Consider the following 21,842-nt stretch of genomic DNA (forward strand, 5'->3'; position numbering starts at 1 on the left):
AATTATTTGTCCCAAGGGGGAGTACCGGAAACTGTAATACCTAAGCTTCTTGCCGTACCTGCCACCATCTTCATAGCTGATTCAATCTTGAAGGCGTTGAGGTCTGGCATCTTTGTTTCTGCGATGGTCTTCACCTGGTCCCAGGTTACTGAACCCACTTTCGTGCGGTTCGGCTCAGCAGATCCTTTTTGTTTTTTAGCGGCATCCAAAATCAATACAGCAGCGGGCGGTGTCTTGATGACGAAATCAAACGACTTGTCGTTATAGATCGAAATCAGAACAGGAAGCACTTGTCCTGGCTTGTCCTGAGTACGTGCGTTGAACTGCTTGCAAAAGTCCATGATATTAAGACCCTTGCTACCCAACGCAGGACCAATCGGAGGTGCCGGATTTGCGGATCCACCCTTTACCTGTAGTTTCAGATAACCTACAATTTGTTTAGCCATGTTATCTTTAGTCTAGCTTTTCTACCTGCATATAACTCAGCTCTACCGGAGTGTTCCGGCCGAAGATCTTCACCATTACATTGAGTTTCTTCTTGTCTTCAAAAATCTCCTCAACTGTCCCGGTAAATCCGCTGAAAGGTCCATCCATTACCTTTACAGACTCACCCTTGATAAATGGTGTATCGAGCTTTTCTTCGAGTTCGTCAATCTCATCAACTTTACCGAGAATCCTGTTAACCTCCGATTGACGAAGAGGAACGGGATCCTTGGAAGCCCCGGTGCCGTTGTTGCCGAGAAAACCTATCACGCCCGGAATGCTATTGACAGCGTGATGTGCCTCCCCGTTTGAGAGATCTGCTGAAATCAGCACGTAGCCAGGGAAGAAGTTCCGCTCCCTCACCCGCTTCTTGCCGTTTCTCATTTCATATACCTTTTCAGAAGGGATCAATACCTGCGGAATAAAATCCGTAAGCTTTGAGCGCTCTATCTCAGTTTCCAGGTAAGACTTTACCTTCTTTTCCTGGCCGCTGACGACCCTGAGAACGTACCACTTCAGTTCGCCCATGACCTTCTGCATTAGAATTCTCTGTAAAACCACTGAAGACCTGTCTTGAATACCCAGTCGATCGCTCCGATCACAAGGGCAAAGATGGTTGACGCCACCAGAACAAGCACTGCGCTGCCCTGCAGCTCACTGTACTTCGACCAAGTAACCTTGTTCTTGATCTCATCCCATGATTCCGCGAAATAGGTCTTAAGTTTCTCCATGGACTGTTGATTCTTTATAATGTCAAATACGGAATGCAGCTTTACCGGCCTTCCGTATCAATTATTCTTCCCCTCTTCGGCCGTCATTTCTGTTGGCCATTCTGGCTTCGCAACCCCCTCTGTCCTTATTGACAGCTTTTTAACCTCCCTGCAATTAACCCAACACTGGGCCTTTTCATTTGCTGGTCGGTACAGTTCCGAACCTTATCTATTTTAAAAATCACCTGCTTACGCAAGCAATCAATTTTGACATCTTTGGTGGCACGGGTGGAGAGACTCGAACTCCCAGCCAACGGTTTTGGAGACCGCTACTCTACCAATTGAGCTACACCCGTTTCTATTCCTTTATTGCCTTTTTCGCCCTGTTCGGCGCCTTTTTACGGACTTTAGCGGTGACAGCTCAAACTCCTGAGCCGTAAACACCTACCTCAGCCCAAAAGGACTGCAAAGGTAGAACAATGGAACAGAAAACAAAAGCGTTCCTGAAAAATTTCAGAAACGCTCTTTATTACTGAATATCAGTGAATTAGTCCAGAATCTCAGTTACCTGGCCAGATCCTACCGTACGACCACCTTCGCGGATAGCGAAACGGAGACCTTTCTCCATAGCGATCTTGTTGATAAGCTCAACTTCGATAGAAATGTTATCACCAGGCATAACCATTTCAACACCTGCAGGAAGTTTTACTTCGCCAGTAACGTCAGTTGTGCGGAAGTAGAACTGAGGACGGTATTTGTTGAAGAATGGCGTGTGACGACCACCTTCTTCCTTCGACAATACGTAAACCTCAGCTTTGAACTTAGCGTGTGGCTTCACAGAACCAGGCTTACAGATAACCATACCGCGACGGATCTGCTCTTTTTCAATACCACGGAGGAGGAGACCTACGTTATCGCCGGCTTCACCTCTGTCGAGGATCTTACGGAACATTTCCACACCAGTGATAGTAGACTTAAGGTTCTCAGCACCCATACCGAGGATTTCAACAGCATCGCCAGTGTTAATAACACCGCGCTCAATACGACCTGTAGCAACAGTACCGCGGCCAGTGATTGAGAACACGTCTTCAACAGGCATAAGGAAATCTTTGTCGATAAGACGAACTGGAAGTGGAATGTACTCATCAACCGCCTTCATCAGTTCTTCTACCTTTTCAACCCACTTTGGCTCTCCGTTGAGTGCACCAAGTGCAGAACCACGGATAACAGGCATAGTGTCGCCAGGGAAGCTATATGCTGACATGAGTTCGCGAACTTCCATTTCCACGAGGTCAAGGAGTTCAGCGTCGTCTACTAAGTCAACTTTGTTCATGAATACAACAAGTGCAGGTACACCTACCTGACGAGCCAAAAGAATGTGCTCGCGAGTTTGTGGCATCGGACCGTCAGTTGCAGCAACTACAAGGATAGCACCGTCCATCTGAGCAGCACCAGTAACCATGTTCTTCACATAGTCAGCGTGACCAGGGCAGTCAACGTGAGCATAGTGACGATTTTCTGTAGCGTACTCAACGTGTGAAGTGTTGATTGTGATACCGCGTTCTTTTTCTTCAGGAGCGTTGTCGATTGAAGAGAAGTCACGCATTGAAGCAAGACCCTTAGACGCCAACACTTTAGTGATAGCAGCAGTCAAGGTAGTTTTACCGTGGTCAACGTGACCGATAGTTCCTACGTTTACGTGAGGTTTTGAACGATCGAAATGTTCTTTAGCCATATTTGAAAATCCCAGTTAAAAGTTTAAAGTATAGTCTCTAATAGTGAATGATTACTACTTTTCGTCTCTGCCATCCGCAGATTAACTACACCCTAAACATATTAAGCCTGTCGATTAAGGGTCGCCTACGCGCTTGTCGTGAACACGGGTTACCTGGGTTCGCTACGCCCGGGACTATTGTCGTTTTCACAACTGTTAAAAACATTTTTGTTGCTGTTGCCATCTTGCATAACAGCTGAATTCGTTAAAGAACTCTTTGAGTCCGGGGTCAACAAGCACCACAGCTCTGAGAGCTGTTGATGAGGATTGAACTCACGACCTTGGCGCGCCACGCGCCATGCTCTACCACTGAGCTCTGTCGATCGTCAGGTCAACGAACATCAACGCTTTGAGAGCTGTTGATGAGGATTGAACTCACGACCTCTTCCTTACCAAGGAAGTGCTCTACCACTGAGCTACAACAGCAGAATCATTTGCCGATGTCGTGAAATTGTGATTTAGAAATTTGGTTTCAGCGCTTCGCGCTGGCACAAAATCCCCAAATCCCTAAATCACAACATCTCCAAATGGATTGAGCGGGAGACGAGGTTCGAACCCGCGACCTATAGCTTGGAAGGCTATCGCTCTACCAACTGAGCTACTCCCGCAGAACATTTGTTGATTTGGTGATCTGTTGATTTGCTGATTTAAATACAAATCCAGTTTCACCAAATCGACGAAGGTACGTCATACCTTCAATTTAATTCACCTAATCAAAGTGGTGCCCTGTCCTGATTGCTACCAGCCCTTCGGGCTGCATTTCCAATCAACAAATCAACAGATCACCAAATCAACAAATGAATCGGTGGGGGAAATAGGATTCGAACCTATGAAGTCATAAGACAACAGATTTACAGTCTGTCCCAGTTGGCCGCTTTGGTATTCCCCCTCAAAATCTCTAAGAACGAATGAAAAGCCTCCCGACGTAAATCAGGAGGCTTTTTTTAAAGAGAGTGCAAAATTATACGGTTTTCCACTTTTTCAAAACTTATGGCAAGTTTTTAAAAAACGATGCGAACGCCTTTCCAAACGCCTTTTTTTAACACGGGTGTTTAACTGACCAACCTTATGAGACTGGGGAAGTCTGGGAAAGTGTGGACTGACTCTGGAGAAGATTGGGGGCAGACCGGGGCTTAACTGGGACTTAGCTGGGGCTCTACTGGGGGAACCTTCATTCAGCCGCGAGGCCCCAGGGACTACTTTGGAAGAGCTGCCCTACATCGCAACAATCTCCGTGATAACCCCCGGCCCAAATTCCTTCTTAAACATACCGAGGATGTGCTCCTTGTGATACGAAAAATCCCGTCGCATCGTCGGTGAGTCGAACTCAACAAACAGCACTGTATTTCTTATCGAAAGTTTTTTTGTTCGCCGCGAAATAGGCTTCCCGACAATACGCTCCCAGGAATCCATAATATTAGCCTCGTCAAACTTCGAGCTCAGCTTGTAATTATTCAGCATGTCGCGAATGGCCTGGCCAACCGATTGAATGTCATCCTTTTTTCCTCCGCGCATAGCTTTTATCCAGGTATTCGTTATTCAGGTGGCAAAGATAAACAAGACACTGGCACCGTTACTTCGGCGAACGCACGCTGCCATGCTCAATATTATAGAGCGCCGACTCTATTCCCGCATTCTGTAACAGTCCGGCCGTCCGATCAGGTCGCGCATCAGTAATGAACAGCTGCCCCAATCCGCCTGAAATGAGCTTTAGCAGGCGTTCAATTCTTTCGTCGTCCAGCTTATCAAAGATATCATCTAACAACAGAATTGGCTCGAAGCCTTTATACTTTTTCAGGATTTCCCGTTGCGCCAATCGCATGGCTATTACAAAGGACTTTTGTTGTCCCTGCGATCCAAGTTTCTTGATCTCGTGGCCGTCCATCCGGAAAATAAAGTCGTCCCTATGTATGCCAAAATTAGTGCGCTGCAAGGCCATATCACGCGTTCTTGATTTTGTGAGGGCCTCCAGGTAATTATTTTCGGAGACTTCACTCTGATATATCATAGTGTAGCGCTCCCTGCCAGAAACGATGTATGCGCAATACTGCTCAAATGCCGGGGCAAACTCCTTTGCAAAATGCTTCCGCCGTTCGTGAATGATGGTACCACTTCGGGCCAGCTCATGATCGTAGGATTCAATGGCAATCCAGTCGATGGTTCCTCGGTCCTGGCCCATTCGCAGGAGGCTATTCCTCTGCTTCAGGTGATGTGTATAGCGTATCAGCTGCTCCAGATATTCGTGATCCACCTGAGAGATCAGTGAGTCAAAGAATTTCCGCCGGGGTTCACTTCCTTCTCTTATGAGGTCGACATCATCGGGCGCGAACAGAATAACAGGGTATCGACCGATATGATCGCTGATTTTTTGATAGTCCAGACCGTCGACCTTGAAAGTCTTTCGGGCACCCCCCTGCTGCCCGCTGGTGACGGTATGCATTCCTGAGTCGTCGAGGAAACTTCCTTTGACCATAAAATAGGGTTGGTCATGCCGGACCAGCTGGGCGTCCTGGGTGGCAAAAGCGCTTTTTGTGAATGACAGGAAGTAGATGGCATCAAGCAGGTTCGTTTTTCCGCTGCCGTTTGGGCCGACAAGGACGTTGATGCGGGAAGGGAATGCCAGACGTGCCTCTTCATACCCCTTAAAATTCAACATATCGAGTGTTTCGAGCCGCATCTGGGAATTAATGTGGAAAGTTTGGCGAATGTTCGTTTGGCAATTAATTTCGCAACTCGGACTAAAAATAGGGATATGCCTACGACAACCAAAGCGAAGAAAGAACCCGCAGCTGATGCAAAAGGCGACCAGCAGGAATTCTCTAAGGAAACGTACCTCTTCTGGTACGAAAGCATGCAGCTCATGCGAAAATTTGAGGAAAAGGCGGGACAACTTTATGGCATGCAGAAAATCAAGGGCTTTTGCCACTTGTACATTGGCCAGGAAGCATGTGCCTCCGGATCGGTTTCGGCCCTGAGAAAGGGTGACAAGTATATCACTGCGTACCGCGACCACGGACATCCATTGGCTTTGGGTACAGACCCTAAGGCGTTGATGGCAGAGCTTTACGGTAAAGAAACAGGCACGACAAAGGGAAAAGGTGGCTCCATGCACATCTTTGATAAGGAAGTAGGGTTCGTAGGCGGGCATGGTATTGTTGGGGCACAGGTGCCTCTTGGTGCGGGCCTTGCGTTTGCTGAGAAATACAATAAGACAGGCAATGTATCCATCACCTATATGGGAGATGGCGCAGTACGTCAGGGTGCTTTTCACGAAGCATTGAACCTGGCAATGCTCTGGAAGCTGCCTGCAATTTTTGTTATAGAGAACAATGGCTATGCGATGGGAACATCAGTACAGCGCTCATCCAATGTTCACGAATTATATACTCTTGGTGAGGCTTATGATATGCCTTCTGAGGCTGTCGATGCAATGAACGTTGAAGACGTACATCGCGCAGTAGCACGGGCCGCAGAGAGAGCGCGCGCAGGTGAGGGCCCAACCTTGCTTGAGTTCAGAACTTATCGATATAAGGGGCACTCTATGTCAGACCCTCAGAAATATCGCTCCAAGGACGAGGTAGAACAGTATAAACAACGCGACCCAATTGAGGTAATACGCAAAACCATCCTTACGAAAGGTTTCTCCACTGAAGCAGAATTGAATGCCATTGACGAGAAAATCGTGGGTCAGGTAGAGGAAAGCGTGAAATTTGCGGAGGAATCGAAATTCCCCGACCCATCAGAGGCTCTTACCGACGTGTATGTCCAAACGGACTACCCGTTCATCATGGACTAATCAAGACGATTTGTTAAGTACCGTGTAATTCGTAGTTTTGCGCCCCGACTACCTGGACCGCATCGGTCCGCGTACGCGGAAATTTCAACAAAACAATGGCTAAGAAGGAAGAACACAAGCACGAGCTCCTTGAGAACCCCGAAGCGCTTAAAGAAAAGCTGATTACCGCTGAGACCTGGGTTGAAAGCAATTCGAAATTGGTTGTAGGCATCGGTGCGGTGATCGTGCTGGTCGTGGCAGGGTACCTTGGTTTCATATGGTACAAGAACTCACAGAACACGCAGGCTCAAAAGGAAATGTTCCAGGCCGTTTATTACTTTGAGGCTGACAGCCTCGGTAAAGCCCTCAATGGCGATGGTAATAATCTCGGTTTTTTGGCCATCATTGACGACTACAAATTTTCCGATGCTGCAAATCTTGCGAACTACTATGCAGGCGCGGCGTTCCTGAAACAAGGAAAGTTTGAGGCTGCCCGTCTCTATCTCGAAGACTTCAGCTCAAGCGATCTCCTGGTTCAGGCACGGGCATATAGCCTTATCGGCGATACCTACATGGAAGAAGATAAGTTTGAAGACGCGGCAAAGTTCTACAGCAAAGCTGCAAACTACGAGCCCAACAAATACTTCTCGCCTACCTATCTGATGAAAGAGGCCCTTGCCTATGAAAAACTGAATCAGAACGACAAGGCAAAAGAGACATACGAAAAGATAATCAGTCAGTATTCTGACTCAGGCGAGTATCAAAACGCCCGCAAGCAGAAGGCTCGCCTCGAGACCAACGGCTAGCAGATCTGATAAATCTTCAGCATAAAAGGCAACAAAGTCGGAAACGGATTGTTGCCTTTTTTTATGTTGATTTCATTCGTTGCTTTGTGACTTATCGCAAAGCACAGTACAAATAAAAGTAATTGAATATGGCAGGTCCGCTAACCTCGGGCAAGGTGAAAAGCAAGCCTTCCCTAAGGAAGAAAAAAATTGCAATAGTCGTGGCTGAATGGAATTCCGAAATAACGGAGGCCCTATACACAGGGGCAAGAGAATCTCTCCTCTCCCATGGCATCCCCGAAAGACATATCATCAGACGAAATGTTCCCGGCACGTTCGAACTTACACTGGGCGCGTTGTGGATGGCCGAAAAGAAAAGTATTGACGCCGTCATATGCCTCGGCTGTGTTATTCAGGGTGAAACTCCGCATTTCGATTACATCTGCCAGGGCGTAACGGTAGGCCTAACAGAAGTCACCGTTAAAACTCAGAAGCCGGTAATCTTTGGGGTGCTTACTACGCTAAACCAAGAACAGGCTCTCGATCGTGCAGGTGGAAAGTGGGGCAACAAAGGAGAAGAGGCTGCTCTCACTGCCATCAAAATGCTCGACTTCGAACATTAAAAACACAAGGGTCGAACTCTCCGGTTAAGCGTAAGAATCATCATCATGAAAAAGGGGGCCTAAGCCCCCTTTCAATTATCAATTATCAATTGTCAATTATCAATTGCCTACATGTTCTTCACCACTTCCTGTGCGAACTCAGAACACTTTAAAAGTGTCGCGCCTTCCATCAAACGGTGGAAGTCATAAGTTACACGCTTCTTGGAAATAGCCGCTTCAAGTCCCTTGTAGATCAGGTCTGCCGCTTCAACCCAGCCCAGGTGCTCAAGCATCATTACGCCAGAGAGAATAACCGATCCAGGATTAACCTTGTCTTGTCCGGCATACTTCGGAGCTGTTCCGTGAGTTGCTTCGAATATAGCGTGACCGGTTACGTAGTTGATGTTACCACCAGGAGCGATACCAATACCACCTACAATGGCAGCAAGTGCATCAGAGATGTAATCACCGTTGAGGTTCAAGGTAGCTACAACTGAGTATTCATCAGGACGCAACAAAATCTGCTGAAGGAATGCATCGGCGATAGAATCCTTAACGATGATTTTATGATCACCCTTTTGAATTACCTGCCATGGACCTCCATCGAGATCAACTGCTCCAAATTCAGACTTCGCCAAAGCGTATCCCCAGTCGCGGAAGCCGCCCTCAGTAAACTTCATGATGTTGCCTTTGTGAACGAGTGTCACGTTAGGCTTCTTGTGCTCGATAGCATACTCGATAGCAGCGCGCACAAGACGCTCTGTTCCTTCCTTGGAAACTGGCTTGATACCAATACCTGAAGTTTCAGGGAAACGAATCTTCTTATAGCTCTTTGCAAAGTTGTCCTTCAGCAACTGAAGGAACTTCTTGTTCTCTTCAGAGCCTTCCTGAAATTCAATACCGGCATAGATGTCTTCAGTGTTTTCGCGGAAGATTACCATGTCAGTCTTATGTGGCTCTTTCACTGGGGAAGGAACACCCTTGAACCAACGTACAGGGCGCACGCACGCATAAAGATCAAGCTCCTGACGAAGCGCAACATTAAGTGAACGAATGCCTCCGCCTACGGGTGTAGTCAAAGGTCCTTTAATGCCGACCAGATATTCTTTGAAAGTATTCAACGTTTCCTCAGGCATCCAGCTTCCGGTCTTGTTGAAAGCTTTCTCACCCGCTAATACTTCCTTCCAGTTTATCTTGCGCTTTCCATTGTATGCCTTCTCAATAGCTTTGTCGAAAACGAGTTGAGATGCTGGCCAAATGTCAACGCCGGTGCCGTCACCTTCGATAAATGGAATGGTAGGATTATCCGGTACATTAAGCTTACCGTTACGGATGCTGATTTTCTGATCGCTCATTGTTCTTGATTTAATGTGATAGTGAAAGGTGCTCAATTTTTTGAGCGCGGAAAATTAGGAAATTCAGCTTAGAAATGAACATATTTTTACAGGCGCGCAAACCCCTTCCTGCAAAAAGAAAGATGTAAGAAAATGGCTTCTTTTTAAGCGCCGTCAGGGGACGAAACACCGGGGTGATGCGTTGTATCACGTGGCCAAAACAAAAGCTCTTATGAAATCGATTCCGATCCTGATACTATTCCTTTCACTCGTTGGTTTCGACATGCCTCCTACTGAACGAACAACCGCCTGCCTATCGCCTGAGGAGAAAAAGCTATATGATCTTATTATGGAGTACCGCAAGGAGAACAAACTGCCTGCGATTCCTCTCTCAGAAAATCTGACGTTCGTCGCTCAGACTCATGCGCACGACCTGATGCAGAATTACCAATTTGACGTAGGAAATAAGTGCAATCCTCATAGCTGGTCATCAAAAGGTAAGTGGTCAGGATGCTGCTATACAAACGATCACAAGAAGGCAAGCTGCATGTGGGCCAAGCCCAAAGAGCTTACAGGATACGCTGGAAACGGATTTGAAATCGTTTACTTCAGCTCCGCCGGCGCCAATGCAAAGGAGGGCCTCGATGGCTGGAAAGTCAGTCCGGGCCACAACCCTTTGCTTATCAATAGCGGTACGTGGGCGAACGTTACCTGGAAGGCAATTGGTGTCGGCATATATGGTAGTTATGGAATGGTGTGGTTTGGCGAAGAAACAGATGCCGCAGCACCCGCATTCTGCAACCCCTGATCACCGCACCCTGGGCTTACTTTTCCCAGGTAGAAACGCTGGGAAAACACCTGTCCCGAATCAGGAATCAGGCAGTTGAAAACCTGCGAAATTGGCTCAAATTCAAAGATTTTTCGGGTGGCCCCTGATTTGAATATTGTGAGTGAAAAACCCATAAAGGTTATGTTCACCCAATTTTTCTTTCAACGTCTTTCTCCCGAGAAACAGGTTAACAAACTTAAAAAGAAGGGCGTAGCCCTCGGTACGCGCGCCAAAAACGGCAGAAAGATTCACATCTACATGCTTGGTTCGCTGTTCGTCGAGGTCATGTACATCGGCGACAATTCAGACAACAATCCGGAGCAGGTTAGTATTCTCAGAGGTTTAAAGAGCCTCAATGATTATCTGGAGAGCGAGTTCAGAACATCGTTCTGATTCTAACTCTCGAGCGCGGATCTTCTCTGCTGGACGTTCGGCATTTCTCCTGGGCTCTTAGCTGGTAGACTAAGAACTCAGGATTCTTTTTTTTCATCTCGAACCCTCATAAGACTCAGCTGCTGCTGGCCGGTCGGGAGCAATTTTAAAGAAAACCGCCAACGTATCAGTGCCAAGGCTCAGAAGTGAATAATGAAAAAGGGGCCGCAAAGGCCCCCTTCTAATTCTTAACTCTTAATTCTTAATTCTTAATTCTTCTTCGCCAGCACCTTCGCCATCGTGTCCCCGATCTCCGCAGGCGACTCAACAACGTGGATGCCGCATTCCTGCATGATCTTCATCTTCGCAGCAGCTGTATCATCTGCACCTCCGATGATCGCTCCTGCGTGTCCCATACGTCTGCCAGCGGGCGCTGTCTGACCTGCAATGAATCCCACAACAGGCTTCTTGTTACCGGTCTCCTTAATCCAACGGGCAGCAATAGGCTCATAGTTTCCACCGATCTCGCCAATCATCACGATAGCATCGGTCTCCGGATCATTCATGAGGAGTTCCACTGCATCCTTGGTCGGCGTTCCGATAATCGGGTCTCCACCTATTCCTATGGCAGTAGATATGCCCAGTCCTGCTTTAACGATTTGATCGGCCGCCTCGTAAGTAAGTGTTCCTGACTTTGAAACAATTCCGACTCTTCCCTTCCTGAAGACAAAGCCCGGCATGATACCGACCTTAGCTTCACCAGGCGTAATTACACCAGGGCAGTTCGGACCGATCAGCACTACACCTTTGTTTTGCAGATACTGTTTAGCGGTCATCATGTCCTTTACCGGAATACCCTCGGTGATGGTGATTACAACCTTAATTCCAGCATCAACAGATTCCATGATCGCGTCGGCCGCGAAAGCAGGAGGAACGAAAATTATAGAAACATCAGCGCCAGTCTTCTCGACCGCTTCTTTAACCGTATTAAATACCGGTCTTCCAAGGTGCTCGGAGCCGCCCTTGCCAGGTGTAACGCCACCTACTACGTTTGTTCCGTATTCAATCATTTGACCGGCATGGAAGGAGCCTTCAGATCCGGTGAAACCTTGTACAATTACCCGCGAATTCTTGTTGACCAGTACACTCATCGAATTGGTGTTTTTTAGAGATGCACAAAAATAGGAGAATATCGCGTCCTGCCAAACCAACACTGTCGCAATGGTAGCCGGCATGAAAAAAGGCACAACTCTGAAGTTGTGCCTTTGTGCTGTGTGTGCTTATTTCTACCTGCCTCTGACCTTACTTCTTCGACTTGATGCCATATCGAAGGAGGAAATCGTTGTAGAAATCTTTATAGTCGGGGACGTCCGGAGCAAGTTTGATGGCCTCCTGATAGTACGGTATCGCGTCTATAAGAAGATTGTTTTGCTCAAAGAACGCAGCTATCGCCATTTTGTTGATAGCAGTTGGTTCAGATGTAGTGGCAGCAATCTTCGCGTATTCAGTCTTGATGCGTTCCTTGTCTGCCTTCGACAGGCGCTTCAATGTATACTCATCAGAGATCTTGTTCTTATTCGTCTTGGACTCAACCGTAACAATGATGTTGTCTTCGTTCATGAAGCTCTTGTTGCCCAAGTCAACGGTAAGAAAATTGTCGCTTGTCTCCATCGAAGCAAGTTCATCGCCGAACATGCTCTTGAACATCACAACATATGGTGACAGTGATTTATCTTCTTCCCAGTTGATGGTGACCTTGTCGCCGTATACAATGGCCAGCTCAGGTCTGGGCAAATACACTTTGATTGCGCTGCCTCCCCTGTCTACTGCCCCAGTTGCTGCAAGGGTATTCTTCGGACCTGTGTTAGAGCTCAAAATGAAGTCGGTGTACTTGTTCAGTACATTGGCAGGTTCCTTGATTTCCTTTGCCAGATCGATGACCTTGTATTTACCAGCCTTCCTCACCTCAATAGCCTTTCCGGTTGAGTGAACGAGTCCGAGATAAGCGTTTTCAGCGATCCTCAGTTCATCGTCCTTTTTCAGCGTGGTACCCACTTTGAGTTGCTGCCAGCTGTCTCCGGCTTTCAGTTCGTTCTTGCCCTTGTTCGCCAGAACCTTAAATGCATAATCCTGCGCATAGGCCTGCCCTACGACGACTAAAATCGCAAACAAAGCCAACTTGGTTTTCATGTCTTTAATGGGATTTTTTTGAGTCAACCCCTGCTCCATTGCATCGGGATTGTTGACAAAACAGAACGGAAAATAGAACAATTGGTTCTCATTTTCAAGGAAGATAAATATTTACGGAAAGGCGGTTACCAATTCAATTAAGAATTAAGAATTAAGAATTAAGAATTGTTCTGCCCCCCCGGGTTGATCTATACCTGGTCGCCTTAAAGGCATAAAAAAAAGCCTCTTTTAAGAGGCTTTTTTCAGTCGGCAATTGGCAATTGTGAATTATCAATTCTTTTCTTCTATTGGAGATTGTTGCGCTTGAGGAACTCAGTATAAGATTCCTTATAAGCTGTTACATCCGGTGCAAGTCTGATAGCGTCTTCGTAGGCACCAATGGCATCGATGTACAATTTGTTTTGTTCGTAGAAGCCGGCGAGAATATAGCTGTTGAGAGCCGTCTCTTCCTGAGCAACCGTATTAATATCTGTGAGTGACTTCTCGATACCTACATGATCTGCAGCGCCAAGCTTTTTGATCATGTGGCGCTTCGATTTCTGGTTAGGGTCTGTCTTTGATTTTACCTCGACGATTACGGCATTTTCACGGGCAAATTTCGCATCATTCATATCGAGCTGAATGCTTGTTTGTTCCGTCTCATAGATGGCCAGTTCTTCATCGAACATGTTCATCACCGTTACTATGAAGGGAGCCTTGATGTTGTCGCCAGTCCAACCCACAGGGGCTACGTTGTGATAGATACCTGCGTGTTCGGGAAGGGCGATACGGATGGCGTGATATTCGCCGCGATCAACAGCTCCTGTCGCACTTAGGTTATTCTTTTTTGTTTCCGGAGATGTGTTGCTGAGGATAAAGTCGGTGTATTTAGACACAATACCTGAACCGCTGCTGACCTGGGATTCAAGCTGTGCAACCTGATAGCTACCCGGCGTTTTCACTTCCAGTGGTTTGCCTTTCTTGTGTACAAGGCCGATGTATCCATTGGATGCCAGTTTTAGCTCGTCACCCGTGTGCAGACTTGCACCGGTTTTCAACGGCGTCCAGGCACCATTGGTTTTGATTTCATTATTGCCTTTGCTGGCAAGTACCTTAAACGAATAATCCTGCCCTGTAGCAACGGTTGCGATAAGGGCCAAAATAAGGGTAGAGGTGTATTTCATGATGTCAAAAACAGCCCTAACTCATTGTTTTTCGGGCGTTTCTGGCGTTAATACGTCGGCGGGCTTCGGGGTAAGCGAGAACTTAGCCAGAATCTTTAAGTAAAGGTTTTTGATCACACTCATATAAACCTCATAGACGTCGCCCACTACGGCCACGGCGGCGAGTGTTATCGTAATATCGAGCTTGAAAGTGTACCAGTGAAAGATCAACACCATAAGCGCAGAATAGGCCAGCAGTTGTATCAGCTGCAGCAGCTTGGTAATGCCATCATAATACAGTGGGAGATGAGTATTGATAATAGAAAAGAGGGCTACGTTTAACAGACAGATCAATATCGCCATGACAACCTCCTGCCATTGCGGCATTTGTTCTACGTAGTCCCCTTTAAGGATCATTGAAACGATATTGGCATGTATCACGGCGCCAAACATATCCGGATTTGCCTTTCCGGCTAATTTCTTGTTGAGGGGCGTATAAAACTTATCGGCCCATGACGGATCCCCCAATTCGCCTCCCATGAATCCCATTATGACGATCTTGTCTTTGATCATTTCCGAAACAAAGTTCTCAGTAAATACATCGTTAACGTCAAGCGTGTAAAACATCTGGGGATAGTTGGTCGTGCCGTGGATGTCAAAAACATTGCCGCGATAATTGATCACTTCCGAATAGTTGTTTCTCCTGATGAATTGATTTGTTTTAGCTGAGTCGTAAACATTTGCCAGTTCAACGGAAAATGCCCGATGTGATGAATCCGAAACGATCATCACCGGATTAAATGATCTGCAGGTTTTTACATCATCCTGAAACGCCGCCCCGGTTTCCAGGTTGGCAAATCCTTCGGCGGCAGCGCCATCCCGAAAGGCTGGATCCGAACGCCTCAGTGAATCAAACTCGTTCTCTGAAGCAGTATCCGAACTCAACAGCTTTGTCACAAGCACAACGTTTCCCGCGCTCCTGATCGCTTCACCCAGCATCATGTTCCCCAGTTCGTCTTTCATCTGAGGGCAGCTGACGGTGTCATAGAGTCCCGTCCTGCAGTCAAAGAATCCATCAATACCTATTACCCGTGGTTTGTACTTGCTTATGATTGAAATTTGCTGGGCAATATCGCGTCTGCTAAGATTACCAATGTTGACCAAAACTATGTTCTGATCTACGTCCGGATCATCACGCAATCCAGAAAAAACATAATCGGTTAACTCTACATCAGACAATGCCTCCCCGATCGAATCGAATGCGTTAAATACCTGTAGCTGGGTAAGCTTTAATAAACCTATCAGGGCAAGAAACACGAATGCTGTTGCAAACACACAGTCGAGCCAAAATTTTCTCATGTTGTGGGGCTATCTCGTGTAAATTTAGAAATTTAAACTCTCATAGTTTTTCAGCGTGAAGCAGCAAGCCAGGCAAAGACCCACTCTTGAATCGTTAGCCGACGGCGTCCTCAACGGCGATCGCATCCTGCTTGCACAGGCCATCACATTAATTGAAAGTCACCGGCCGGATGACGAGGCAACAGCCATCGCACTCCTTGAAAAAGTAATGCCCCATACTGGTAACTCCCTCCGTATCGGTATTACCGGTACCCCGGGAGTGGGTAAAAGCACGTTCATCGAATCGTTGGGACAGTTCATTCTTAAAAACAACAAAAAGGTAGCAGTTTTATCAATCGATCCCACCAGTCCCGTCGGCGGAGGCAGTATTCTGGGCGACAAGACACGCATGGAGACGCTGTCAAAAAACCGGAATGCTTTCATACGACCAACTGCATCTCTGGATTCGCTCGGCGGCGTCGCTCAGAGGACACGTGAAAGCATGCTCCTGGCTGAAGCCGCTGGCTACGACTTCATCATCATTGAGACGGTAGGTGTGGGTCAGTCGGAATATTCAGTGAAGGAAATGGTCGACTTCTTCTTACTGCTAATGCTTCCGGGTTCAGGCGACGACTTACAGGGAATGAAGAAGGGCATCGTAGAGCTGGCCGACGCTATTGCCATCACAAAAGCCGATGGCGACAACGTTAACCGTGCACGTCAGGCACAGGCCATGTATGCTCAGGCCATTCACACTGTCTACACCGGGGCAACCAATACCCCACCCGTGATACTGACCTCTGCAGTTTCAGGTGTTGGAATCGAAGAAGTCTGGACTGCAATTTCAGACGCTGTAGCCAGGACGAAATTGTCCGGCGCTTTTGACCAGCAACGAAACCGCCAATATGTCGCCTGGCTTAACGATCAGTTCGCTGCCCTTCTGAAGTCTGATGTCTGGCAATATGATCAGGTGCGTACAGCCCAGTCGTTACTGGAGTCGGAGGTGACTTCAAAAACCAAGTCACCCCGCAAGGCGGCAAACGAACTCCTTGCTGCGTACCATCGCCAAATTAAAGGTAGCTGACGAAGACAACAATTCAGTCGTCTTTACTCTTTTCGTCTTTCGCAGAATCTTTTCTGAATCCGTAAGGACAATGCCGGCAGCCGCGCTTACAACAGTAGCCGCGTTTCAGCAGGAAGGTAGCCTTGAAAACGATGAGACCGTTTTCAAGATAGTAATACTCATTTTCCTCTTCCCGCTCACCTTCCGTACTCTGCCGATCTTTATCCATCTATTCGTGAAAGGCAAACCCACCAGGGCCAATGCCTGTAGTGAAATTGTCTATGGCATCGCCATTTAGCTGATACCGGTAAACAGTGCCCTGCCCGGCAAAGGCTTTGCTGTCTGCCACATAAATTTCGTTGGTTCTGCGATCAATGCCAATACCATAATAGCTGGTTCCGGCCGTTCCCTCTATAAAAGCACCGGATGGCTTTGTCGTATCGGTGATATTTAACCGGTACACTTTCGTGTCGGTGAAATAAAAGATACTGGTCCTGTCGGGACTGATGGCCGCCTTCGGATAAGCCATGTTGATACTAAGTGAAATTGTCTTCACGACGCTCTCCTCACTTTCCTGTTTGCTTTTGGAAGGATCTATCTGCACAAGTGCCCCATCGTTTCCACCGTAGTTGCCACCGCATACTACCCAGATCTTACCATTTGCATCCTCCAGCAGCTCGCCAGGAGATGCAACCACTTCGATGGTTTTGATTATCTCACGGCTATCAGTATCAATAACGGTAACGGTATTGGCAAAGCTGTTGGATACATAAAGCAGGTCGTTATCCTCAAGTATGTTTTCCGCACCATATCCAACCGTGATCTGCTTCACGATCTCACGCTTATTAATATCCACTACACTTACACGTCCCGGATCGGTAAAGCTTACCCATTCTGTGATATAGGCGAAGTCATCATCAACGGTAACATATCGCGGCAGAGAGAGTTCCTCGATCGTGTAAAGAGACTCGAATGTGCTGGCAGTAACTACTTCGACCTTCTTGCTGTTGTTCACAACAACATACCCGATATTATCTTCGATCGTCATACTCTGCACCACATCACCAAGTGCACGGCCGTTGTTCACCAGTCCAAAAACATCCTGAGTGGCAATCTTGTCATCGCTGAAATGCGTGATATTTCCATTGCCCTTACCAAAGTTGCCTTCATTTACAACAAATACACCATCCGCATATTCTCCCGAAGGCTTGTTATCATCGTCATCACAAGAAACAGTAACGCCAATAACTGCTATTACCCAAAGTAAAACAGTTACGCTTCTCATTAACTTACTAAATCCAGTACCAATCCAATTCCTGAAATTCATGTGTAGTTGTTTATCTAATTTTCAATTATTCAATTCCCAATTAATTCTTAATTCTTAATTCTTAATTCTATCCCACCTGACCTTCACACTAACACCCACATTCGTCCCCGGCATAGCATGATTCTCCAAGGTTTCGTAGTACACATTAAATATATTCCGAACGTTGGCCGTGAATTCTGCTGTTAGCTTCGTCCATTGTACTCGTCGCGACACACCTGCATCAAGCAGAAAAAAGGGATCAAGAGAATACGACGACACATTATCGATAGTCGTATACCTGCAGCTTGTGTAGTCGCCGCCAACGAACATCGCCCAGCTCTTATAGCCTGCTGAGACATTTATTCTAAGACTGTGATTGGGTACATAGGGCAACTGATTGCCAACTGTTGACTGATCACTGGCACTGAGCGCATCACGATTAATGGATCGCGTGAACGCATACTGCAAAGACGTTTTTAAAGAACGGTCGTCCGTCTTCCATTTTCCAGATACACCTGCTTCAATTCCAGACAGGTCAACGTTCTGAAGGTTCTGAGGCGACCAGAAACTTCCGGCAGGACGCCACACAATCATTTCGTTAACCCAGCCCCTATATGCCGTCAGGCTTGATTCAAAACCGAATGAATCCATTGTTCGTTTCCAGTTAACTCCCACCTCAGCCTGCCACGCATCCTCAGGCTTTAAAGTTGGATTTCCTCCTGGTATCCAGTAGCGATCATTCAACGTCGGGACGCGATATGCCCTCGATGTCTGACCACGCAATGAAAGCTTCTGTGTTTCCTGGTTCAGCAGGTAATACTCCATACCAAATGATGGAGTAAAGGGTGCATACTTCCCATCATAAAGCGCCTGTCTCAGATCCAGATTCATCAACCAGTTTCTGCTGACCATATACCGTGAGCTCACATAACCATCGAACCTGTATTCGGCGAGATTGTCATCAAAGTTTGCTGACGTCGCACTATAGCGCGCGTAGCTGAGACCATATCGGACATTGAGCCTTGATCCATAATCCTGGTTAAAGCCCGCCTGCAACACCAGCTGGTCTGAACGATTAGTAGATGTTGTTCCGTTGACGTAATCTTCATCGTTGAATACATACGCTGCAGTCGCAGTGAGAATTCCCGCCGACATCTGGTTATGGTAGTTTGCACTTACCCGCGTGTTCCGGTCATTCAGAACTTCGTGAGAATCGTTGTTCGTTACCGGAGGTTGAACGTGGCGATGATTATCCGTGTACATCGCCTCAACGCCAACGTATTGCCGGTCGTTGATCTTATACTGGACCTGCTGATCAACGCCATAGTTCCTTACTGAAGCATTGTTCTGTTTCTTTTCATATCCAACGGCCGGTGAGTGGTAGGGGAAATCATTGCCGAGATACGTATGAATTGCCTTTGTACTGAATTGCCAGCGACTGCCGCCCCACGCTGCTTTCATGCCAGTATCGAAACGCCCGAAGCTGGCAATCTGTTGATCGAATGTGAATGTTGTTCGTTTTATGAACGATGGTTGCTGTTGCCCAAGCAGGATACTTCCTCCGATGGCATCCGATCCGTAAAGGGCGCTTGCTCCTCCGTAGCGCACCGACAACTCATCAAACAGATAAAGTGGAAGCAGTGCCAGATCACTTTGACCGAGCGTAGGTGAATTGATATTGATTCCATTCCACAGCACTGCCGTCTGAGAAGCTGTTGTTCCGCGAATCGATATCGTCGACAACTGATTGTTGCCATACGATTTCAGATACAACGGTATGTCGCTTCTTAGTTTGTCTGAAAGAGTTCCAACGCCTCCGGCTTCGAGTTGATCTACCTTTGCTCCAACGGCATGGCTGGTGACCGGTAGTCCGTACACCTGAACTTCCCTCAGATAGGTTGTATCCGTCTGGGCCATGCTTGCCTGCACCCAAACCACACAAAGACAAACGAGAACGCCTGCGCGCACGATCATGTTGATAAAAACATTCAATGACTTTGCAGACTCAAAGCCCTGAACAAAAGCGTGACCCGTAGATCCGAGCAATACCCGATTGAAGACTACTTCGTCAGCCTTTCTCCCGAAAGCTTTGAATCAAAACAGATGAGGCAGGTCTCCTGGCTTTTCACTTTGCTGACGCCTTCCCATCTCGCCGAAGCGGAAAGTGGCACAGATTGTCAGCAATATAAATGTGAATCACAGTTGCGGGGACAGCTCCGGCATTCCGGTATTCCCTTTTAATTTGCTGACGTTGTAACACAGCAGCAAAACCGTCAATCCGGCACAAACATAGATAAAAGAATCATTCGTAATACGGTGCCCGCAGATTTTGATTTCATTTCGCCTATGTTTGATGTCAGTAATTGATCGAACCACTAACTGATCACCCTCATGCATCTGAAATCCAATCATCGTTCGCTGTCTGTCGTACAACTGTTGATAAAGAGAGCATGCAGGTATTCTAACATTGCGCGGTACAATTTCATATCAAAGCGATTACCAAATCTGATCGTTGTATCGTTGATCCTGCTTCTGTGCACTCAGTGCAAAACTGACAAGCCTGACCACGCGACCACCGTCAACGGAGATCGGGTCCAGAGCCTGAAGTATGCACAAGGCTTTACTGTACGATACGACGGCAACAAGAAATGGGTAGAAGTAAAAACTCCTTACCAGGGGGCTACTTCCGGTTACACCTATTTGCTAGTGCCCCGCGACGAAGAAGTTCCTCCGGTTGATGCTGACGTTAAAGTAATCCGCGTTCCATTAAATTCAATTGTCTGTACCTCTACATCACACTTACCATTGCTTGAATATCTTGGTGAAGACAACAAGCTCACCGGATTCCCCGAAACAGATTATATCAGTTCGGAAAAGATCAGGCAACATGTCGACGCGGGCAAAGTATTCGATCTTGGCGTTGATAAGAGCATGAACCTTGAACAACTGGCGAATCTGCATCCTGACCTGGTGATGGGTTATTCAATGACCAGTGACTACGGACAGTTCAAAAAGATGGAAGCGCTGGGCGTACCTGTTGTTATCAATGCCGAATATCTTGAGAAGCATCCACTGGGACGAGCTGAGTGGATCAAGTTTATGGCGCTATTCTTTAATAAGGAAGAAATAGCCGATTCAATTTTCAATAGCATTGATCAGCTATACCAGCAAACGAAAGCCAGTGCCGACACGGTGGCACTCAGGCCTACCGTATTGAGTGGAATCGTTTATGGTGATGCATGGTTCATGCCGGGGGGACAAAACTACGCGGCAAAGTTATTTGCAGATGCAGGTTGCAATTATCTTTGGCGAGAAGATGCCTCCACAGGATTCCTGGAGCTTGACTTCGAATCGGTTTACAGCAAGGCGCATGAAGCGGATCTATGGATCGGCGTAGGCAGTCACTCTACTCTCAAATCACTTGGCGACGGCGATCATCGTTACAGGAACTTCAAGGCGTTTCAATCAGGCAAAGTATTTACCTATGATGCACTTAAGGGCGCTAAAGGAGGAAGTGTCTATCTTGAGCTTGGATATCTCAGGCCCGATATTATTTTGAGAGATCTCGTCAGGATTGCGCACCCTGCTCTTTTGCCTGATTATTCTCTTTACTTTCATCGTCAGCTGGAATAGGTTGGCTTAACAACATGAGATATCGCGTTTATGTAATCGAGCTTTCGAAGAAAGTCTTCACTGAGAATGCAAGATTCAGAACCGCCAACCCTCAATTCAATGGTGTACTTCAATGCCTTTACGTCGGCATGACCAGCAAGTTGCCTGCGGAACGCTTCATGCAGCATCGGACGGGTTACGTCAATAAGAAAGGTCACAAGCTGTCGGCCAGTATCGTCTTCAAATACGGTATGTATTTACGTCCAAGCTTATACGAGCAATTTAATCTCAAGCCGATGTCGAGAGAGGAGGCGTTACTCATGGAGGAAAAACTTGCCTGGGATCTGAGGCGGCAAGGATATGCAGTTTGGTTCAATTGAAGACAGACTCAGGAATAGAACGCGACCCCGTAAATAGCGTGCTGTAATGATGATGTTACAAGTGGGATGATCTGATGGCTGTTTTCCGTTATCTCATAAAATAAGAAAGGAAGTTCTTCGTCTACCGAAGAAATATCGATGGTCGTT

The 21,842-nt window shown here is 47.0% G+C and carries 22 protein-coding genes, 4 tRNA genes and 1 riboswitch; of the genes, 8 read left to right on the top strand and 18 right to left on the bottom strand.

The genetic code is table 11. The features are described 5' to 3' along the window. Window positions 1-2 precede the first annotated feature (2 nt). The 10 genes from rplK to recF form a co-directional block, all read right to left on the bottom strand. Entirely contained in the window at window positions 3-446 is a 444-nt protein-coding gene (gene rplK / locus WBG78_RS12335; protein WP_337326730.1) for a 50S ribosomal protein L11, read from the bottom strand. A gap of 7 nt (window positions 447-453) precedes the next feature. Next, window positions 454-1,011, bottom strand: coding sequence for a transcription termination/antitermination protein NusG (nusG, locus tag WBG78_RS12340; RefSeq protein ID WP_337327156.1), 558 nt, complete (start codon window positions 1,009-1,011; stop codon window positions 454-456). Between the two features lie 11 nt (window positions 1,012-1,022). Then, on the bottom strand, window positions 1,023-1,214 hold the full coding sequence (gene secE, locus WBG78_RS12345) for a preprotein translocase subunit SecE (RefSeq protein ID WP_337326731.1): 192 nt from the start codon (window positions 1,212-1,214) through the stop codon (window positions 1,023-1,025). A 259-nt stretch (window positions 1,215-1,473) separates the two neighbouring features. Further along, a tRNA-Trp gene (locus tag WBG78_RS12350) sits at window positions 1,474-1,549 on the bottom strand. Between the two features lie 191 nt (window positions 1,550-1,740). Continuing rightward, the gene (gene tuf, locus WBG78_RS12355; RefSeq protein ID WP_337326732.1) at window positions 1,741-2,928 is read right to left on the bottom strand and encodes an elongation factor Tu; all 1,188 of its coding nucleotides are present in this window, start codon (window positions 2,926-2,928) and stop codon (window positions 1,741-1,743) included. 393 nt (window positions 2,929-3,321) lie between these two features. Next, window positions 3,322-3,393 (bottom strand) — tRNA-Thr (locus tag WBG78_RS12360). Between the two features lie 109 nt (window positions 3,394-3,502). Further along, window positions 3,503-3,575: transfer RNA gene (locus WBG78_RS12365), tRNA-Gly, on the bottom strand. A 198-nt stretch (window positions 3,576-3,773) separates the two neighbouring features. Continuing rightward, window positions 3,774-3,856: transfer RNA gene (locus tag WBG78_RS12370), tRNA-Tyr, on the bottom strand. A 326-nt stretch (window positions 3,857-4,182) separates the two neighbouring features. Then, the gene (locus WBG78_RS12375; RefSeq protein ID WP_337326733.1) at window positions 4,183-4,482 is read right to left on the bottom strand and encodes a DUF721 domain-containing protein; all 300 of its coding nucleotides are present in this window, start codon (window positions 4,480-4,482) and stop codon (window positions 4,183-4,185) included. A 58-nt stretch (window positions 4,483-4,540) separates the two neighbouring features. Then, a complete protein-coding gene (gene recF / locus WBG78_RS12380) occupies window positions 4,541-5,644 on the bottom strand; it encodes a DNA replication/repair protein RecF (RefSeq protein WP_337326734.1) in 1,104 nt (367 codons plus the stop codon). Between the two features lie 75 nt (window positions 5,645-5,719). Between recF and pdhA the strand changes: the two genes are divergently transcribed. From pdhA to ribH, 3 genes are all read left to right on the top strand, one after another. Continuing rightward, window positions 5,720-6,763 (top strand): pyruvate dehydrogenase (acetyl-transferring) E1 component subunit alpha, encoded by a 1,044-nt coding sequence (gene pdhA / locus WBG78_RS12385; RefSeq protein ID WP_337326735.1) that lies wholly within the window; start codon window positions 5,720-5,722, stop codon window positions 6,761-6,763. Between the two features lie 95 nt (window positions 6,764-6,858). Further along, on the top strand, window positions 6,859-7,548 hold the full coding sequence (locus tag WBG78_RS12390; RefSeq protein ID WP_337326736.1) for a tetratricopeptide repeat protein: 690 nt from the start codon (window positions 6,859-6,861) through the stop codon (window positions 7,546-7,548). Between the two features lie 128 nt (window positions 7,549-7,676). Continuing rightward, window positions 7,677-8,150, top strand: coding sequence for a 6,7-dimethyl-8-ribityllumazine synthase (gene ribH, locus WBG78_RS12395; RefSeq protein ID WP_337326737.1), 474 nt, complete (start codon window positions 7,677-7,679; stop codon window positions 8,148-8,150). 107 nt (window positions 8,151-8,257) lie between these two features. Here the strand turns inward: ribH and icd are convergent, their stop codons facing one another. Then, window positions 8,258-9,484, bottom strand: coding sequence for an NADP-dependent isocitrate dehydrogenase (gene icd, locus WBG78_RS12400; protein WP_337326738.1), 1,227 nt, complete (start codon window positions 9,482-9,484; stop codon window positions 8,258-8,260). A 211-nt stretch (window positions 9,485-9,695) separates the two neighbouring features. Here icd and WBG78_RS12405 point away from each other — a divergent pair, with 211 nt between their 5' ends. Together WBG78_RS12405 and WBG78_RS12410 are read left to right on the top strand one after the other, a co-directional pair. Then, window positions 9,696-10,271 carry a CAP domain-containing protein gene (locus tag WBG78_RS12405; RefSeq protein WP_337326739.1) on the top strand — a complete coding sequence of 192 codons (576 nt, stop codon included), beginning with the start codon at window positions 9,696-9,698 and terminating at the stop codon, window positions 10,269-10,271. 162 nt (window positions 10,272-10,433) lie between these two features. Then, a complete protein-coding gene (locus tag WBG78_RS12410; protein ID WP_337326740.1) occupies window positions 10,434-10,685 on the top strand; it encodes a hypothetical protein in 252 nt (83 codons plus the stop codon). A 248-nt stretch (window positions 10,686-10,933) separates the two neighbouring features. On the opposite strand, the gene sucD is transcribed toward WBG78_RS12410, so the two are convergent. From sucD to WBG78_RS12430, 4 genes are all read right to left on the bottom strand, one after another. Continuing rightward, entirely contained in the window at window positions 10,934-11,815 is an 882-nt protein-coding gene (gene sucD, locus WBG78_RS12415; protein ID WP_337326741.1) for a succinate--CoA ligase subunit alpha, read from the bottom strand. A gap of 151 nt (window positions 11,816-11,966) precedes the next feature. Then, the gene (locus WBG78_RS12420) at window positions 11,967-12,854 is read right to left on the bottom strand and encodes a hypothetical protein (RefSeq protein WP_337326742.1); all 888 of its coding nucleotides are present in this window, start codon (window positions 12,852-12,854) and stop codon (window positions 11,967-11,969) included. 284 nt (window positions 12,855-13,138) lie between these two features. Beyond that, complete coding sequence (locus WBG78_RS12425) at window positions 13,139-14,017, bottom strand: hypothetical protein (RefSeq protein WP_337326743.1); 879 nt, start codon at window positions 14,015-14,017, stop codon at window positions 13,139-13,141. A gap of 21 nt (window positions 14,018-14,038) precedes the next feature. After that, window positions 14,039-15,355, bottom strand: a complete 1,317-nt coding sequence (locus tag WBG78_RS12430; protein WP_337326744.1) for a CHASE2 domain-containing protein — start codon at window positions 15,353-15,355, stop codon at window positions 14,039-14,041. Between the two features lie 55 nt (window positions 15,356-15,410). Here WBG78_RS12430 and meaB point away from each other — a divergent pair, with 55 nt between their 5' ends. Further along, a complete protein-coding gene (gene meaB, locus WBG78_RS12435; protein ID WP_337326745.1) occupies window positions 15,411-16,418 on the top strand; it encodes a methylmalonyl Co-A mutase-associated GTPase MeaB in 1,008 nt (335 codons plus the stop codon). A 13-nt stretch (window positions 16,419-16,431) separates the two neighbouring features. On the opposite strand, the gene WBG78_RS12440 is transcribed toward meaB, so the two are convergent. The 3 genes from WBG78_RS12440 to WBG78_RS12450 are packed head-to-tail and all read right to left on the bottom strand — an operon-like array spanning window position 16,432 to window position 19,749. Then, on the bottom strand, window positions 16,432-16,626 hold the full coding sequence (locus WBG78_RS12440) for a DUF5522 domain-containing protein (protein ID WP_337326746.1): 195 nt from the start codon (window positions 16,624-16,626) through the stop codon (window positions 16,432-16,434). Further along, the gene (locus WBG78_RS12445; protein ID WP_337326747.1) at window positions 16,627-17,724 is read right to left on the bottom strand and encodes a YncE family protein; all 1,098 of its coding nucleotides are present in this window, start codon (window positions 17,722-17,724) and stop codon (window positions 16,627-16,629) included. Window positions 17,725-17,778: 54 nt separating this feature from the next. Next, entirely contained in the window at window positions 17,779-19,749 is a 1,971-nt protein-coding gene (locus tag WBG78_RS12450) for a TonB-dependent receptor plug domain-containing protein (protein WP_337326748.1), read from the bottom strand. Window positions 19,750-19,793: 44 nt separating this feature from the next. Further along, window positions 19,794-19,995: riboswitch (cobalamin riboswitch) on the bottom strand. A gap of 99 nt (window positions 19,996-20,094) precedes the next feature. On the opposite strand from WBG78_RS12450, the gene WBG78_RS12455 reads away from it, so the two are divergent. After that, window positions 20,095-21,336 (top strand): ABC transporter substrate-binding protein, encoded by a 1,242-nt coding sequence (locus WBG78_RS12455; protein WP_337326749.1) that lies wholly within the window; start codon window positions 20,095-20,097, stop codon window positions 21,334-21,336. 14 nt (window positions 21,337-21,350) lie between these two features. Next, window positions 21,351-21,695 carry a hypothetical protein gene (locus WBG78_RS12460; protein WP_337326750.1) on the top strand — a complete coding sequence of 115 codons (345 nt, stop codon included), beginning with the start codon at window positions 21,351-21,353 and terminating at the stop codon, window positions 21,693-21,695. The last annotated feature ends 147 nt before the right edge of the window (window positions 21,696-21,842 follow it).

The organism is Chryseolinea sp. T2 (genome assembly GCF_037203685.1).
Classification (GTDB): domain Bacteria; phylum Bacteroidota; class Bacteroidia; order Cytophagales; family Cyclobacteriaceae; genus Chryseolinea.